At 71.5% G+C, this 16,931-nt stretch carries 10 protein-coding genes; 6 read left to right on the forward strand and 4 right to left on the reverse strand.

Features of this window, described 5'->3' with window-relative positions:
- Positions 1-166: 166 nt before the first annotated feature.
- Entirely contained in the window at positions 167-1,396 is a 1,230-nt protein-coding gene (locus IE248_RS08865) for an acyl-CoA dehydrogenase family protein (protein WP_073772645.1), read from the forward strand.
- 64 nt (positions 1,397-1,460) lie between these two features.
- Here the strand turns inward: IE248_RS08865 and IE248_RS08870 are convergent, their stop codons facing one another.
- Positions 1,461-2,300, reverse strand: a complete 840-nt coding sequence (locus IE248_RS08870) for an LppU/SCO3897 family protein (protein ID WP_229895188.1) — start codon at positions 2,298-2,300, stop codon at positions 1,461-1,463.
- 90 nt (positions 2,301-2,390) lie between these two features.
- Entirely contained in the window at positions 2,391-2,840 is a 450-nt protein-coding gene (locus IE248_RS08875; RefSeq protein WP_190030337.1) for an SRPBCC family protein, read from the reverse strand.
- Between the two features lie 155 nt (positions 2,841-2,995).
- Between IE248_RS08875 and IE248_RS08880 the strand changes: the two genes are divergently transcribed.
- The gene (locus IE248_RS08880) at positions 2,996-3,181 is read left to right on the forward strand and encodes a DUF5999 family protein (protein ID WP_008741183.1); all 186 of its coding nucleotides are present in this window, start codon (positions 2,996-2,998) and stop codon (positions 3,179-3,181) included.
- A 143-nt stretch (positions 3,182-3,324) separates the two neighbouring features.
- Here IE248_RS08880 and IE248_RS08885 read toward each other — a convergent pair whose 3' ends face one another.
- Both IE248_RS08885 and IE248_RS08890 read right to left on the reverse strand, forming a co-directional pair.
- Positions 3,325-5,349 (reverse strand): ATP-binding protein, encoded by a 2,025-nt coding sequence (locus tag IE248_RS08885; RefSeq protein ID WP_190030338.1) that lies wholly within the window; start codon positions 5,347-5,349, stop codon positions 3,325-3,327.
- A 161-nt stretch (positions 5,350-5,510) separates the two neighbouring features.
- Positions 5,511-6,485: a fibronectin type III domain-containing protein gene (locus IE248_RS08890; RefSeq protein WP_229895189.1), complete on the reverse strand. Its 975-nt coding sequence runs from the start codon at positions 6,483-6,485 to the stop codon at positions 5,511-5,513.
- Positions 6,486-6,700: 215 nt separating this feature from the next.
- Between IE248_RS08890 and IE248_RS08895 the strand changes: the two genes are divergently transcribed.
- From IE248_RS08895 to IE248_RS08910, 4 genes are all read left to right on the forward strand, one after another.
- Positions 6,701-6,895, forward strand: coding sequence for a hypothetical protein (locus IE248_RS08895; RefSeq protein WP_008741185.1), 195 nt, complete (start codon positions 6,701-6,703; stop codon positions 6,893-6,895).
- Positions 6,896-7,094: 199 nt separating this feature from the next.
- The gene (locus IE248_RS08900; RefSeq protein ID WP_229895229.1) at positions 7,095-8,606 is read left to right on the forward strand and encodes a hypothetical protein; all 1,512 of its coding nucleotides are present in this window, start codon (positions 7,095-7,097) and stop codon (positions 8,604-8,606) included.
- Between the two features lie 167 nt (positions 8,607-8,773).
- Entirely contained in the window at positions 8,774-10,966 is a 2,193-nt protein-coding gene (locus IE248_RS08905; protein WP_190030340.1) for a hypothetical protein, read from the forward strand.
- Positions 10,963-16,908 carry a hypothetical protein gene (locus IE248_RS08910; RefSeq protein WP_190030341.1) on the forward strand — a complete coding sequence of 1,982 codons (5,946 nt, stop codon included), beginning with the start codon at positions 10,963-10,965 and terminating at the stop codon, positions 16,906-16,908. Before IE248_RS08905 ends, IE248_RS08910 begins: the two co-directional genes overlap by 4 nt.
- Positions 16,909-16,931 lie beyond the last annotated feature (23 nt).

Raw genomic sequence — 16,931 nt, forward strand, 5'->3', positions numbered from 1 at the left:
CCGCACACCCTGGCGATTGAACCGGCGTACTCCGCTCCGGGGCTCCGACCACGCTTGACAGGGCTTACTCGCCGGTAACAGACTGTGGTCACCGTTCGGGTTACCGGCAGTAACAACGCCTTGCGACGACGCGCCGGCGACCCATTGTGAGACAGCTGGAGGGGACATGGCGGAGTTCACCATGGAGCTGAGCGACGACCAGAAGCAGGTGCGGGACTGGATCCACGGCTTCGCCGCCGAGGTCATCCGGCCCGCGGCCGCGGAATGGGACGAGCGCGAAGAGACTCCGTGGCCCGTCATCCAGGAAGCCGCCAAGGTCGGCATCTACTCGCTCGACTTCTACGCGCAGCAGTTCTTCGACCCGACCGGCCTCGGCATCCCGATGGCGATGGAGGAGCTCTTCTGGGGCGACGCGGGCATCGCCCTGTCGATCGTCGGCACCGGACTCGCCGCGATCGGCGTCGTCGCCAACGGCACCGAGGAGCAGATCGGCACCTGGATCCCGCAGATGTACGGGGACCAGAACGACGTGAAGGTCGCTGCGTTCTGCTCCTCCGAGCCCGACGCCGGCTCCGACGTCGGCGCCATGCGCACCCGCGCCGTCTACGACGAGGCCAAGGACGAATGGGTGCTGAACGGCACCAAGACCTGGGCGACCAACGGCGGCATCGCCAACGTCCACATCGTCGTCGCCGTGGTGGACCCGGAGCTGGGCACCAAGGGGCACGCCTCCTTCATCGTGCCGCCGAACACCCCGGGCCTGTCCCAGGGGCAGAAGTTCAAGAAGCACGGCATCCGCGCCTCGCACACCGCCGAGGTGGTGCTGGAGGACTGCCGGATCCCCGGCTCCTGCCTGCTCGGCGGCAAGGAGAAGCTGGACGAGCGCCTCGCGCGGGCCCGCGAGCGGGCCCGGGCCGGCGGCGGCGAGCGGGTGAAGAACGCCGCCATGGCCACCTTCGAGGCCTCCCGCCCGGCCGTCGGCGCGATGGCCGTCGGCACCGCGCGCGCCGCGTACGAGGTCGCCCTCGACTACGCCAAGACCCGGACCCAGTTCGGCCGTCCGATCATCGACAACCAGGGCGTGGCCTTCCAGCTCGCCGACATGCGCACCCAGATCGACGCGGCCCGGCTGCTGGTGTGGCGGGCTTCCTGGATGGCGGTCGCGGGCAAGCCCTTCACCTCGGCGGAGGGCTCGATGTCGAAGCTGTTCGCGAGCGAGGTCGCCAAGAAGGTCACCGCGCAGGCGGTGCAGATCCTCGGCGGCAACGGCTACACCCGCGAGTACCCGGTGGAGCGGATGCACCGCGACAGCGCGATCTACACGATCTTCGAGGGGACCAGCGAGATCCAGCGGCTGGTCATCGCCCGGACGATCTCCGACATGCCGATCCGCTAGCCGCGGGAAAGCAGACGCGCCCCCGGACACCCCTCGGTGTCCGGGGGCGCGCCCGTGCGTCGCCTCAGCCCTTGCCCAGCGGCGTCAGGCAGCTCTGGGTCCAGCCGTCGGCGCTGTACTTGGTGTCCGCCAGCCGGTCGAGCGGGGCGCAACTGTCGCCCACGTCCAGCTGCTTGGTGACCCGGAACCGGGCCCCCGCCGCGCCGCAGTCCACGATCCGCAGGTCCTGCTGCTGCCAGCTGCCCGCGTTGCGCACGCACTGCCCGACCGACAGCTTCGGCGGCTCGTCCTCCCCGAACAGCAGGCCGATCACGATCAGCGTCGGTATCGAGAGGACGAGGAGCAGCGCCGGTACCAGGAAGAGCACGGCCGCCGGGCGCCGCCACAGCGGTTTGCCCGGGTCGAGGGCGGGCCGGAAGCCGCCCGTCTGGGGCGGGAGGGCGCGGAAGGTGCCGCGCGGGCCCAGGTTCGTCAGCAGGGTGACGGGCGTGATGAAGAACGACAGCGGCCCCCACCAGCCCTGCCACAGGGTGTCCGAGGACATCCGGCGGTAGGTGGAGAGCCCGCAGTCGCGGCAGAACGGCCCGGGCATGCTCAGGAACCGCATGATCACGAGGAAGCCCTGGTGGCCGCGTACGGTCGCGTGCGCGGCCGGGTACGCCCCGCAGAGCCGGCAGCCGTACATGCCCTGCGGCGGCGGATAGGCGGGCCCGTACGGGGCCGGGGCCTGCTGGGGCCACGCGGGGCCGTACGGGCCGGCGTGCTGCGGGGGTGCCTGCTGCGGGGGTGCCTGGTACGGGCCGGCCTGCTGCGGCGCCTGGTACGGGCCTTGTTGCGGCGGGCCCTGCTGCGGGGCGTACGGGGAAGGGGGGCCGGCGCCGTACTGCGGTGGCGGAGTGGCCACGGACGTCTCCTCGGGGCTCGCGGGACCACCGGACGGGGTGGACCCCGCCCGTGATCAAGGAAGGTGATCACGGAACCCTAGCCCGAGCCCTCACGGCCGCAGCAGCCGGGCGAGCGCCCGCCCGAAGAGGAACCGGCCCGCCGCCGCGACCAGCGGGTCGAAGGGGCGGCCGAGCCCGCGCAGCCGCAGCTCCTCCCGCCAGTGGACCTCCGTGCCGCCCGCCGCGCGGGGGCGGACTTCGATCTCCGCCCAGCCCCGGACCGCGCGGCCGCGCTTGACCAGCCGGACCAGCCCCACCGAGCCGTCCCCGGAAGCCGCCGAGGGGGGGCGCCAGACCACGACTTCCATCGGATCGTCGAACGTGATCCTTCCCACTCCGGTGCGCGCCGTGAACACCGTTCCGACGTGCGTGGGAGGCGCCGTGTCGATGATCGTCCGGGTGAGCGGAACCTGTGCGCCGTGGCGTTCCCAGTCCGTGAGCCTGCGCCACGCCTCCGCCGGGTCGAGCGGTGAACGGTGAACGATCCGAATAGCGGGCATGAGCGCATGGTAAGCGGGCATACACATCCTGAACTGGACCTCGAATATGGGTTCCGTCCGGGGGCGGCGATCGGTAATACTCACCGCCACCGTGGATCGCGGATTCGACCGGGTGACCACCGGCCCTCCCGCCCCACACTGCGAGGAGGTGCACCATGTGCTCCCACCAGCCCCCCTGCCCGGCCGCCGATGACGCCGATCACGACGCCGCCCGCACCGTGGCCTTCCACCCCGAACAGGGCTGGAGCCTGCTCTGCAACGGCCTGGTGATCTTCGACGACACCGGCGAGCTGCTCCCCGACGGCCGTGCGGTGGACCCCCGCCGCCCGGCCCTGGTCTGAACGAGGAGTCGGCATGCGCCAGCAGCTGATCCGCAAGCCCGTTCCCAAGCCCGCCCCCCGAGACCTGGACCTGCGCACACCGTCGGGCAGACCCCTCCCGTACTGACGGGAGCCCAGGAATTACGTCGTCCACCGGCTGGAGTTCAGCCGGTGGAGGCTGCCGCGCCGCCCCGGAAGGCGGTCTCGTACGCCGCGTCGCCGATGGCCGCGCGGGCCTGCCGTTCGCCCTGGTCGCGCAGGGCGGTCAGGGAGGGCGAGCCGCCCATGTGCGGGCTGCCCACGGTGCGCCACCAGGCGTGCCCGGTGCCCAGCAGGCGTGCCGCCAGTTCACCGTCGCCCAGCGCGGCCACGGCCGCCGCGAGCACGTCCAGGCCGAGCGCGATGCCGAAGCGGTCGCCGAGCAGCCGCTTGCCGGACAGCATCGCCCGCACGTGCCGGGCCGCTTCGTGGTGCTCGCCGAGCCCCAGCGCGGACACGGCCAGGATGTAGTCCGCGTACGCCCGCAGCCAGCGCTCGCCCAGCTCGGCGCACGCCTCGCGCAGGCCCTGCGCCTCCTGCGCGGCCTCCTCGAAGCGCCCGAGGTCGCACAGCGCGTACCCGGTGGCCAGCCGGCAGAGCAGCCAGCCCGGGCCACTGGTCCGGCCGCCGTGGCCGGCCCGCGCCCGGGGGCCCGCCAGCGCGAGCGCCCGGGTGGCGTCGCCCGGCATCATCAGCGCCACCGCGTGCAGATAGGCCGCGCGCAGCTCCCGCTCCGGGTCCGCCAGCCGGTCCGCCTCGTGGGTGCACTCCTCGCCGAGCAGCCGGGCGGCCTCCATGTCCCCCTGGAGCAGCGCGGTCAGGCCGAGCGCCCAGAGCGCCTGGGTGTACGCGGCGCCCGTGCGCGGGGCCGCCACCATCGCGCGCTCCAGGAAGGCCCGGCCCTCGTGGACGTGCCCGCACGAGAACCAGAGGAACCACAGGGCCCCGGCCATCTCCAGCGCCGCCGTCGGATCCGCGCCGAGCAGGTGCTCCAGGGCGGTGCGCAGCTGGGCGTGCTCGGCGGTCATCCTGCGGTACCAGTCCACCTGGGCGGGGCCCAGCCAGCTCCGGTCGGCGGCCTGGGACAGCGCGGCGTACCAGTGGGCGTGCCGGTCGGCGACGGTCCGTACCTCGCCGAGCTCCGTCAGCCAGTCGTGGCCGAACTCGCGGATGGTGTCGAGCATCGCGTACCGGGCTCCCGCGCCCCGCTCCTCGCTGCGCCGGACCACCGACTTCGCGACGAGGCCCGCCAGCACCCGCTCCACCCGGGACGCGGGCAGCGGCCCGCCGGAGCACACCGCGCGCGCGGCGGCCACGTCGAAGTCCCCGGCGAACACCGACAGCCGGGCCCACAGCAGCCGTTCCAGCGGTTCGCACAGCTCGTGGCTCCAGCCGACGGCCGTCCGCATCGTCTGGTGCCGGGGCAGCAGCGGGGTGCGCAGGTCGGTGAGCACGTCGAAGCGGGCGCCGAGCCGCTGGGCGGTCTGTTCCAGGGTCCACAGCCGCAGCCGGGCCCCCGCCAGCTCCAGGGCGAGCGGGATGCCGTCCAGCCGGCGGCACACGTCGGTGGCGACGGCGGCGCGCCCGGGGTCGCCGAAGACGTCCGCGAGCCGCGGGGTGGCGGCGACGGCCCGCTCGCGGAAGAGGGCGAGGGCATCGCTGTCGGGGCCGTCGCAGGGCAGTGGCCGGACCTCGACCACCTGCTCGCGGGGGGAGTCGAGCGGCTCCCGCGAGGTGATCAGCACGGTCAGCCCGGGCGCGGACTGCAGGAGTTCGCCGACCAGGTGGCGGCAGGCGGAGATCAGGTGCTCACAGGTGTCGAGGACGAGGAGGAGCTCCTTGTCGGCCATCCACGCGCACAGTTCCTCGTCCAGGGACCGCGCGGAGTGGTCGGCGAGACCCACGGCGTGGGCGACGGTCGCCACGAGCAGGCCGGGGTCGCGCAGCGGCGAGAGCTCCACCCACCAGACGCCGTCCCGCCGGGCCTGGCGGCCTGAGGTGACGGCGCGCAGGGCGAGCCGTGTCTTGCCGACACCGCCCACGCCGGTCAGGGTGATCAGTCTTCGGTCGCGCAACAGATCGTCGAGGTGGGCGAGTTCGCCTTCCCGGCCCACGAAGCTCGCCGATTCCGGCGGCAGGTTCCCCAGCACGGAGTCAGAGTCTGGCCGAGGATCGCCCGCCGTGGAATCCGACTGATTGTTGTTGACCGAGTACGCACCGAACACGGTTGTATTGTGCGTGATCTTCTTTACCGGCAGGGCCGTTCCGGCCATTACCTCGTCAGGTCTTCCGGACAGCCCGCCCGGCACGGCTATCCGCCGAGGGTGATCCGCCGCTCCGCGGAGAACGCCCCCCAGTTGCCGTCGGGCAGGCGGGCCCGCACTTTCACGGCCCAGACGGTGCCGGCCGGCTCGGTCACGGTGAGCCGGTGTTCCACCCGCCCGCCCGGGGGCGGAACGGCCGCGCCGGCACCGAATTGGATGACGGTGGTGGGCCGTTCGTTGACGTAGAGCTGGTACTCGGCCGTCGGGCGGCCGGTGTCCGGGGCGGTCCAGGACAGGGTGACCTCGCCGGGGGCAGCGGCCGCGGCGAACTCGGCGGGCGCGGTGCCCGGTCCGTCTCCGTCGGCGGGCGGGGTCGTCACGTCCACGGCGGGGCCGTCGGGGGAGGAGTTGTCGGCGCCGTCCCGGGCCCGGACGGTGAAGGTGTACACGGTGTCCGGCCGGAGTCCGGTGACGGTGGTGGCGCTCTCGCCGGGGCCGGCGGTGTGGATCCGGACACCGCCCTGGTAGACGTCATAAGCGGTCACGCCCGTGTCATCGGTGGCGGCGCCCCAGGTCAGACGGGCGGCACGGGGCCCCTCCGGGCGGCCGGTGGTGGCCGTCGGCGCGGTGGGGGCCTGCCGGTCGTCGGCCTTGGCGGCCGGGGTGGTGACCTCGGCCGCCGCGCTGGGCCCGGAGAGGTTTCCGGCGGCGTCCTTGGCCCGGACGGTGAAGGAGTACGCCGTCCGCGGGGTGAGGTCCGTGACGTCCACCATCGTCTTCTCCGCGGGGAGTTCGCGCACGAGCCGGTCCGCCTGGAACACCTGGTAGCCGGTCACGCCGTCGGCCGCGGCGGCGGCGCGCCACATGACGTGTACGGAGCCGGCGCTGCCGGCCTGGGCGGTGAGGCCGGCGGGGGGCGGCGGGGCCTGGGTGTCGGCGGGGGTGCAGGCGGCCAGGGGAATCAGGGAGATCAGGGAGATCAGGGAGATCAGGGCGGTCGCGGCCAGGGCGGTGCGTCGCACGGGGAGCCTTCCTCGGCTTCCTGGTAAAGGTCTAGACATTTATGGCACGGGCGGCGGCGGCCGGGCAAGACCCCTGCGGCCGCGCGATCCGCTGGAGCGAGACCGTCAAGAACCGAACGGCCGTCACGGACGGTCAACACCCGTTCGGCGGACACGACTTTCGCCCGAAAGCGCCCCTTCCTGCGCCACCATGGCGCCGCGTAAGGAGGTTTTCGATGGTGATTTCCCTCTCCGTGATCGTCCTGCTCTTCGTTCTCGCGTGGATCTTCCTGCGCGGCGGCGGCCTGAAGTTCTCGCACGCCCTCGTCTGCGTCCTGCTCGGCTTCTACCTCGCGAACAGCAGCATGGCCGCGAGCATCCACGACGGCGTCGCGGCCACCGCGACCGCGCTCTCCAGCCTCAGGCCCTAGCCGCCCCGCTTGATCGACTGTTGCGCCTTCGTGAATCATCCGGCTCCTCCATGGACTCCTCGGACCGTGCGACTTAGCGTCTGGCGGCGGCGCGATGTCAGACCCGATGTCAACAACACCGAAGAGATGGGAGGAAGTCCGGATGTTCCGAAGAACGCTGAACTGCGCTGTGGTCCCGGCCCTCGTCGCCTTCACGGCGATGTACGGGATCAGTCCCGCCCAGGCCGAGGAGATACCCAAGGCCCCCGGGCACCGCCTGGTCAGCCACTACGACGGCAGTCCCGCGACCGCCGTCCCGCTGCCCGGCGAACAGCCGCCGCAGCACCCGTACCTCGCGCCCAACGGCCGCAGCGGCATGCACTCGGACGCGGCCGGCAGCGCCACCTCCCCCTGGTCCGGACCGCTGGGCCGCAACCCGCAGGTCACCAGTGAGAAGATCGCCGCGCTCGGCGGCGAATGCGCCACCGCCACCTTCGACTCGGGCGGCCGCCTGGTCACGGTGTGCGGCACCTTCTCCGGCTTCAAGGTCAAGCTCCTCGACCCCCGTACCCTCGCCACGCTCGCGGAACACCAGCTCCCGCAGCGCTCTTCGACGGTCGAGGCGATCACCTCGCTCGACTTCGCGAAGATCTTCAAGGACACCTCCGGCGGGGCCTACTTCTACCTGGACAACCAGGACCGCGCCGTACTGGCCGACTCCCGCCAGCACGTCCTGCGCCTCTCCCACTCCCAGGACCCGGACGGGAGCTGGAAGTTCACGGTCGACGACGACTGGGACCTCACCGGCCAGGTCCCGCACGACTGCGTCAGCTGGACCAACCTGTGGCCCAGCGGCACCTGCGACCCCGTCACCTCCGTGATGCCCGACTGGGACGGCCTGATCTGGTGGGTCACCCGCCAGGGCCGCGTCGGGACCGTGGACCCGCGGACCGCCCGGATCCGCTCCGTCCGGCTCGCCGGGGAAGAGATCCAGAACTCCTTCTCGGTCGCCGAGGACGGCGTCTCCATCGTCACCGACCACGCCCTCTACAGCTTCCGCGCCTCCGCCGACGGCACCCCCGAGGCCCAGTGGCGCCAGACGTACGACCGCGGCACGGGAACCAAACCCGGCTCCGTGAACCAGGGTTCGGGCACCACCCCGGACCTCTTCGGCGACGGCTACGTCGCCATCACCGACAACGCCGACGACCGGATGAACGTCCTGGTCTACAAGCGGGGCGCGGACGTCCCCGCCGGCGAGCGGCTCGTCTGCAAGGTCCCGGTCTTCGGATCCGGCGCCTCCACCACCGACAACTCCCTGATCACCTGGGGCAACAGCATCGTCGTCGAGAACAACTACGGCTACGAGAACCCCACCACGCTGGTCCTCGGCAAGTCGGTCGTCGGCGGCGTCAGCCGCATCGACGTCCGCGCCGACGGCAGCGGCTGCGACACGGTGTGGCAGAGCGGGATCCGCTCACCCTCCACCGTGCCGAAGCTCTCCACCGCGAACGGGCTGCTCTACTTCTACGAGAAGGAGCCCAACGCCTGGGGCATCGACGCCTGGTACCTCACCGCGGTGGACTTCCGCACCGGCGAGCGCCGCTGGCGCCGCCTCACCGGCACGGGCCCCCTCTACGACAACAACTGGGCCCCCATCACCCTGGGCCCCGACGGCACCGCCTACGTCGGCGTCTTCAACGGCATCGTCGCCGTCCGCGACACCGGCTGACCCCCACCGGACCGGCCGGCGCCCCACCACCGGCCGGTCCTGACCTGGCAGGTCGACTTTGCGATATCCCTGTGCGCGATCCACCCCATGAGGTACGAATAGCGTTCATCTACTGCTGAGCGGGCAGCGGTAGCGCCGGTGGGCGACCGGCTGGGGAGGGAGCCGCCATGTGGCGTTCCGATGAGCACGAGCCGTTGCTGTGCCGGGAGGTCCTCCTCGGAATCGACGCGGTCCCACCATCCCGGAGGGACAGGATCCAACGCCATCTGGCGAGTGCCCTGGAAGCCCGAGGCGGGCTGCTGCACGCCAACAACGCCTTCAACGTCCTGTACTTCGACTACGACCCGGCCGCGCGCCGCTATCGAGCCGAACCCGATCCGGACGCCTTCGTCGAAGTGGCGATCGGGGGCAGCCTGCCCGTCCTTCCCTCGGGCGCGTTCGTCCGCCTCACCCGTGGTGCACGGGAGGTGTGGGGCGAGGTGGCTGCCGTCTTCGGAAGCCGGGCCGCCGTGGAGCCGGACGGATGGACCGCCGCTTCACTGTCCGGAGCGCCGGCCGGGGACCTCCTCGACGAACAGCGTGTCGTCATCGACACCCAGGTGTTCGGCCCGTTGAGCGTGGACGAGGCGGTGGAACAGGGGCGGTGGTTGCGCCCCGGAGGCGGATTCGAAGGGGGGCACCTGGTCGGCGGGGTTCCCGCCCTGTCGGGCGAGGTGTCGGCCCGGGACCAGATCGGTGCCTTCGCCCAGTTCCTCGCCGGCTCCGGCCGACCGCTGCTGGATCTGGGACCGCTCCCGCGGTGGCTGGAGCAGGACGCCGACGCCGCGGTGGTGGAGCGGGCCGTCCGGGCGGCCGTGACGTGCGTCGCCGACATCATGCGCTCGGCCGGATCGATCCGAGGCTGGGGCCTGTACGGCCGTTCGGCCCGGGGCGCGAAGACATTCGCCGCCACTGACCAGGCGGAAGAGGTGCGCGCCGCCGTGGTCCGACCGGCGCCGGGCGGCGGGGCTCGGTATTCCGCGCTGTGGCCCCTGCTCCACACCCTCACCACGCGAGGCCGGGACGGCCTCGACGCCCTGGCCGGTGTCGCCGGTGCTGCAGCGGTGGTCGATGCCAACCTCGTACTCGCGGACATCGTGTCGGACGGCCGGCAAGGGGACGGCATCGACCTGCGCGTCGACGACCAGTGGCAACAAGGCGGGATCTGGCGGGCGCAGTCCGTCCCGACGACCTCGTTGCTGGACGGACTGGACCCTCTTGTTCCGGCGGGGATCGGATTCGCGGAGGTCGCGGGCGCTGAAGCGGCGAAGGGCGTGAACGCGGACGACGGCGTACGAAGCGATGCCGGTCGGGTCCATGTGGAGCACATCGATGACGAATTGGTCGTGCTGACGGTCGCCTTGAGCAAGGCCGACCTCTCGGCGGGCCGACTTGAGCTGACCGGACCGGTCAAAAAGCTTCTTCCCACCGGGTCGTTGGTGCTGCGTCTTCATCACGACGGCGACGACCTCGAAGCCGGGGCGGGGGTCCAGCCCGTGCATCCGGGTTGGTCCGGTGTCGCGGGGGTCAGCTGGCCACCCAGCATGTATCCGGGGATCCGCCTCACCGTCGCGGCTGCCCGGGCCGGGCGCAGGCTGGTCGCCACGAGCATCCGGTACCCCGACCCGGTGATCGTCGACGGTTTCGGTCCGGTCCGGTGGGAGTGTGACTGGGAGCTCTTCGCCGAGGGGACGACCCTGGCTGACGCCTTCCAGCTGAGCCCCGCTGAGCAGGGACGATGGCAACCGTCCGTGGCCCGGAGCGCCTGGCGCCCCGCGGTTGCGTCCCTTGAGCACCTGATCGTCGAGTCCCTGAAGCGGGACGGTGACGACGGGCCGGCGGGAAGCCGGGCGCTCGACGGCCGCCGCCTCACCGCCGCGTTGTTCGGGCCCGACACCCGGTCCCCGGCCCTGCTGTGGACGGTCATCCACACCTGCGAGGACATGGCGGTGCTCGGCATGCTGACGCGGGCCGCCGCGCCACGGGGCGGTCCGGACGTCTTCACCTGGTGGCCGGACACGCCCGAGGCACAGGACGCACGCGAGGCCGGCATCTGGGGTGACGGCGATACACCCGGAGACCCGATGAGCCGGCACTGGGTCCGGCCGCGGGAGCGGCGCCTGCCGTCCGGCCAGCAGGCCTCACCTCAGTCCAAGTCGGACTATGCGCGCTGGCGCATGGAAGTGGAAGGACTCGACGCGGATACGGAACTGCCCGCCGGCACGACTTTCGTACACGGCCACTTGCGAGGAAACGGCAAGGACAAGCCGTGGCACCGGCATGTTCCGCAGCACCAGGAAAGGCGATCCAGGAACGGATGACAAAGGCCAAGATGACGGCGAAGACGCGCAGCAAGGATGTGGAAGCCCCGGTGGCGCCCAGGGACGAGGTGGCGGACGGGCTCGTTCTGCTCGGGGATCCTCTTGGTGACGTGCTTGCCGTGCTGGACCACAGCGAGTTGAACGACCTGCTCAACCGTGTCGGCAAGACACAGCGGACCCGGCTGCTCCAGCGGCTGCGCGTACCCGCCATGGGGAAACTGACGCCGACGATCTGCGGACACGCGCTGTCACAGCTGAGGGCGCAGCGCCCCTCCGGCCAGAGGCTCTTCGACGCCCAGATACTGGGCCGCCCCCTCTACGAGGGGCTTTCCCAGGCCAGGGCCGAATGGGTGGCGGGCACGGGGAGCGGAGTACTGGAAGAGAGTCTGGAGCAGGCCCCGCGGGCGGAACTCCTGCTGACCGCATTCGCCTTCTGGAACAGAGATCCGGGGCAGGCGCGCGTCCTCGCGTGGGCGTTGCGGAACAGGGCGCTGCCGTCCTGGCCCGCCGGTCAGGTGACGGCGATCGCGGACGCTTGCGACCGCCTGGCCTCCGAGTGGGCGGAACATCGTGGCGCGCCCGCGCCCGCGCCCGTGCTGCCGGCCGCGCCCGCCGAGGAGGGCATCGACCCGGTCACCGGCGGTCAGGACTTCCCACTCGATGACGCCGAGGGGTGCGAACAGGTCGCGGTCGGTCTTGAGCGGCTGTTCGAAGAGGCCGAGACGTCCGTGCGACGGGCGGCCGACCTGCTCCATGAAGGCAGGGTCCCGGCGGCTGACGCCTGGGATCCGGCGGTAGCTCTGTCGCATCACCTCACCGCTCTGCAAGTGGGACTCGCCTCGGCCGGAGCCTTGCCTCCGGGGATCGTGCCCGCGCGCAGGCAGGAGGTGACGGCCCTGTTGCGGGCGCGGGCCCGCCGGCTCGACAGCCGTGGACAGCTCGTTCCGGCGCTGGAGAGGGCGGCCGCGGCCGTATCGGCTCAGCCGCACACCGCGATCGTGGAGCTGCGAGCCCAGGCCGTACGTCTGTGCCGGCCGGAATCCTGGGATGACGAGGACATCGGCCTCGCCGAACTCGTCGCCGACGTGGTCGCGCTGGGCGACGCCGTGGAGCAGGACGACGAGGCAGGGATCGAGCAGCTCGACGCGAGGCTGCGGACGGCGTTGCCCGAGGCCGTCCGACCGGTGGTGCTCCTGATCCTGCGCGGGAAGGCGGCCTTCCCCGCAGCGCGGAACGTGACCGCCGAGCCGGTCGCGGGGACATCGGGCGACCCCGTGGTGGCCGAGGGCGAGGCCGTGGCCGAGGAAGAGCCGGCGGTTGAACCGCACGTGGCCACGGCGGAGACGGTCACGCGGGTGGACGAGTCGGGTGACCGGGAGCAGACCCTCGTCGTGGTGACGCCACCGCTTGTCGTCGAGACGCCGCTCGCGGCCGTCGAACACGCTCCGCCGGGAGACGACGCCGGCAGTCGTGGGGGAGACGGTCAGGCGCAGAGCGGGCAGGAGGGAGACGGCCGAGGGGCCGCGGAAGACCACACATCCCGCCAGGACGCGGGCGGGCCCGACGAAACCCGCCCTGTGCCCGAGCCCTCTCAAGCGGGCCGGACGGCCCCTTCGCCGTCGGTCGACGGACAGCCGGATCCGGCGGACGAGATGATCGCCGATGTCCTGCGGCACGGGGAATCCGCCCTCGCGTACCACGCCGCGCTCGCCGCGGACCGCGTCGAGCTCGCCGCCAGCCTCAAACTGTTCGTGCTGGCGGAGTCGATGCGCACCACCACCGGAGCCTGCGCGGAGTCTCTGCGCGGAGGTCTCGCCGACGTGGGCGGGGATCCGGTGCAGGGGCTGCCCGATCGGCTCCTGCGCGCTGCGGCTCTCTTCCGAGCGTGCCTGGTGTCGGCGGACCCGGCGGCCGGCGAACTGCTCCGCCCCCTCGCCGAATCCCTGTACGAGCTGCCGGGGCTCCGGGCCACGCTCACCGTCGCCGCCGAGGCGTGTGCCCGCGGGCAGCTGAGTGCGTACGAGCTCAGTCCCGCGGCCTCCACCGGCGACGGGAGTGCGGACACCGACGTCGACGTCAGTTCCGTCTGCGCCCTCGCGAAGGAGAGCCTCGTCGAGCCGCGGAGCCTGCACTTCCCCCGGGCCAACGAGATCGTCCGTGAATGGTGGAGCGAAATCGGACCCGTGGGAAGCGTCCTGCACGCCGTGGCGCGCGACGACAGGGCCCGGCTGGACTTCGTCCGGGCGGAGCTGCTGGCTCTGCGCAAGCCGGAAGCCCTGGATCAGCGGCTGACCGCCACCGACAACCAGAAACGGCACAAGAAGGCCCGCCTGCAGGGTGCGGCCAGGCGCAGGATCCTCCAGTACGCCCACGAGTCCCTCGACCTCGTGCACGACTGGCTCACATCCGTACAGAACCTCGCGTCGTTCCGGCCGCCGGCCGTGTTCTCCCATCTGGCGGAGCGGATCGAACAGTGCGGGCCGGAGATGGAGGCGGAGCTCACGGAGCTGTGCTCGGCGGCCCAGCCGCTCGTGGCCGCCACCGCCTCCCGGAGTCTGACCGCGATGCGGGCGGGCGTGGCACTCCTCGGTACGGGCCGGCTCTCGGGAGTGGAACCCGCGCCCGTCTCCGCGCTCAACGCCGATCTACTGCGCTGCACCAGCCTGGAGTTCGACCCGGAGCTGCTCCCGGCCCGGCCCGTCACCCTCGACGACGTACGCCGGGCCCGGGAGACCGACTGGGAGACGGCTGCCCGCGAGCACGCCGCAGCCGAGAACTACGCCACCGCGCGGACGGCGCTGGAGATGTTCGAGCTGAACGGTGGCCGCAGCGAGGTGGTCAGCCAGCTGAGTGAGGAACACCACCGCCTGCGGGCGGTCAGCCGTCAGGAGGTATCCGCCCTCCACCGGGAGGTCCGGCTCAGGGTGGAGACCGCAGCCAGGCTCGGACAGCTACCGGAACCGGGTCGCTCCCTGGTCACCGCGCAGCTGGAGGCCATCGGTGGCGAGTTCGGCGGGGACAACCTGGGAACCATCCGCCGTGAGTGCGGCGAGATCATCCACCAGCTGGCCGTCCTGTCCGAGCAGGCGAAGAACACGTTCCGGGCCGCAGCGGCACAGCAGCTGAACGAATCGAACGCATCGGCGTCGCTGGCCGATGAGATCCGGGCGCTGATCGGTCGCGGTGATCTCGCCACGGCCGAGGAGTTCCTCATCGCCGCGCGTGCGGGTGGCGAGCCGCCCACGGTCGATCCCGTGACGGATTTCGAAGCCTTCTTCCCGGGGGTCTGCGAGGCTCTGAGCGCGGGGGTGACTCCCGAGCTGATCAAGAGCGCTGCGAACGGGGCGCACCACCACGGCCTGGACTTCTCCGGCCTGACCCCCGCCCAGTGTTCTCAGGCGGCGGAGGCCCTCACCTCGCTGAGCCAGCTGTACAACCAGTGGAACGCGCTGCGCTCCAGGACCCGCCACCTGCGGCTGGCCCTGCGGCTGGCCGGGATCGAGTACGACCAGGAACACGAGGCCGGTCTGACGAACCCCCCGAACCGACGCTGGTTCGACATCACCGACGTCAAGCTGGTCGGGCCGGCCCGGCTTCCGCAGTTCGGGTCCGGAGCCAATGGGCGTCTGCGCGTCATGACCACGAGGGCCGTGCCCAATGCCAGGACCCTGCTCGGCTGGATCGAACAGGACGTCAGCCAGCTGCCCGTGCTCGTGGTCATCGCGGGAGCGCTGAGTGCCGCGCAACGGCGAGCCCTGGCGGCGGAGTGCGTGTCACGGCGCGACAAGCCGATCATGATCCTGGACGCCTGCGCCCTGGCGTTCCTCGCAGCCCGGGGAACCGGCCTGTTCGCCACGACGGAACGCATCCTGGCGCCCTTCAGCGCCGTCACTCCGTACTTCCCCGAGGCCAGTGACACGCTGCCCGCGGAAATGTTCTACGGCCGCACCGAAGAGCTCTCCGCCGTGCTCGACCCCCAGGGGTCGAGCATCCTCTACGGCGGTCGGCGCCTCGGGAAGTCCGCGCTCCTCAAGGCGGCCGCGGCCCGCTACCGGAGCACCAAGCACCATGAGAGCCTCTACATCCCGCTGCCCTCCGGCATGGGCCTGACGCCGTATGTGCTGTGGGACCTGCTCGCGAGCAGTCTGGAACAGTCGGGCATCGCCCAGAGGCGCAAGCACCGGGCCAACACGATGCGTCAGGTGGAGGAGGACATCAACGGCTGGCTCAGCCGTGACAAGGCGCGCAAGCTGCTGATCCTCTTCGACGAGTGCGACGAGTTCTTCGACGGGGACGCCCGGGAAGGGTTCGTCCACACCACCGCCCTGCGGAATCTGATGAGTTCGAGCGGGAGGCGCTTCAAGCCCGTCTTCGCGGGACTGCACCAGGTGCAGCGTTTCGCCGCCCTGCCCAATCAGCCGCTGGCCGGTGCCCATTTCGGTGAGCCGCTGGTGATCGGCCCTCTGAGCCCGGGCGCCGCCTACCGGCTGTTGCACGACCCCATGCGGGCCCTGGGCATCAGCTTCCAGAGCGACATGCTGATCCACCGGGCACTGGCCTACGCCAACTACCACCCGAAGATCATTCAGCACATCGGCCTCGCGCTCGTCAACGAGACCCACAACTGCCGTACTCCGGACAGTGAGCCGCCGTGGACCATTGATGAGGACATGCTCGAAAGGGTCATCGGGTCGGCTGCTCTCGCGAAGAGCATCCGGGACACGGTGCGGCTGACCCTGCACCTTGACCCCCGGTACAAGCTGATCGCCCTCGTTCTGGCCCTCTACGCCTATCGGCACGGAGTGGACCAGCCGGTCGCGGGCCGGGAGCTCAGGGCCGAGTGCGGCGAATGGTGGCCCAACGCGCTGTCCGCCACCACTCCGGACGAGTACCGAGCCCTCCTGGAGGAAATGGTCGGCCTGGGCGTCCTGGCGGCCGACGACACGGGATGGAGGCTGCGCTCCTCCAACGTCCTGCGCCTGCTGGGGACACCTGCCGGGATCGAGGAGGAGCTCTCTTCGCAGGAGAACGACGCGGTCACGGCCCTGTCGGCGACACATGCCCGGCGGCCGCTGCCCGGCCATCGCATCAGTCCGCTGACGGAAGCGCAGATCGCCGACCTCACCGCCCGGCGCAACGGTCTGAGGATCGTGATCGGAACCTCTGCCGCGGGGCTCGACGACGTGTTCGCCGCCCTTACGAGCCAGCGGGAGCGGGTCCCCGGGCGAGTCGCTCCCCTCATCACCCCGACGAAGCCCAGCGATTACAAGAAGCAGCTCACAGCCGGGACCCCGGGGCGCAGCCATCGCGTGATCGTGAGCGACATGAGGAAGTTCGGGTCGCTCAGGCTGGCTCTGGAACAGGCGATCACGCTGCAGCCGCCGGAAGGCGTCAGCCGCTGCGTCGTCGCTCTCGTCGATCCCTCCAACGTGGACCACCTCCGCGAGCTCACCGAGGCCGACGAGGAGAACATGGTCTTCCTGAGGCTGGCCACGGCGGACGGATTGCGCAGCTGGACCTCGGAGGAGGACCCGATGGCGCCGTTCTCCGACCCCGCCCAGCGAGTGGCGCTGCTGCAGGCCACCGGGGGATGGCCGATGCTCCTGAACCACGTCCTCGGTCTCGCCCTTCGCGGCCACTCTCCGCAGAAGGCGCTCGTCCGGCTCGCCGAGGATCTTCGGGACGCCGAAGGGGCCCGACTGCTGAAGGACTCGGGGCTGTCCGGCGCTGCGCCCCTGCACGCACTGGTGCAGCAGCTCGCCGACTTCGACGAGCCGCTGCCCTGGGAGGACCTCGTCGAACTGCTGCAACCCGAGCATCCGGACATCAAGCTCCTGCTGAGTGCTCTGCGGCGCATGAACGTGGTCGTGGACGTCGGCCGGAAGGGGCTCGCGATGGAGCCGGTGCTGGCCTCGGCGTGGAAGGCGCACATCCGACGCTGACCCGAAGGCACCCGACGGGCAAC

It is taken from the genome of Streptomyces goshikiensis, assembly GCF_014650555.1.
GTDB classification, from domain to species: Bacteria; Actinomycetota; Actinomycetes; order Streptomycetales; family Streptomycetaceae; genus Streptomyces; species Streptomyces goshikiensis.

What these genes read in the sequence shown, in the direction of transcription:
- IE248_RS08895 (WP_008741185.1), top strand. Translation starts at nt 6,701, where the DNA reads ATGGTGATTTCCCTCTCCGTGATCGTCCTGCTCTTCGTTCTCGCGTGG.
- IE248_RS08880 (WP_008741183.1), top strand. Translation starts at nt 2,996, where the DNA reads ATGTGCTCCCACCAGCCCCCCTGCCCGGCCGCCGATGACGCCGATCAC.
- IE248_RS08910 (WP_190030341.1), top strand. Translation starts at nt 10,963, where the DNA reads ATGACAAAGGCCAAGATGACGGCGAAGACGCGCAGCAAGGATGTGGAA.
- IE248_RS08905 (WP_190030340.1), top strand. Translation starts at nt 8,774, where the DNA reads ATGTGGCGTTCCGATGAGCACGAGCCGTTGCTGTGCCGGGAGGTCCTC.
- IE248_RS08875 (WP_190030337.1), bottom strand. Translation starts at nt 2,840, where the DNA reads ATGCCCGCTATTCGGATCGTTCACCGTTCACCGCTCGACCCGGCGGAG.
- IE248_RS08900 (WP_229895229.1), top strand. Translation starts at nt 7,095, where the DNA reads ATGTACGGGATCAGTCCCGCCCAGGCCGAGGAGATACCCAAGGCCCCC.
- IE248_RS08865 (WP_073772645.1), top strand. Translation starts at nt 167, where the DNA reads ATGGCGGAGTTCACCATGGAGCTGAGCGACGACCAGAAGCAGGTGCGG.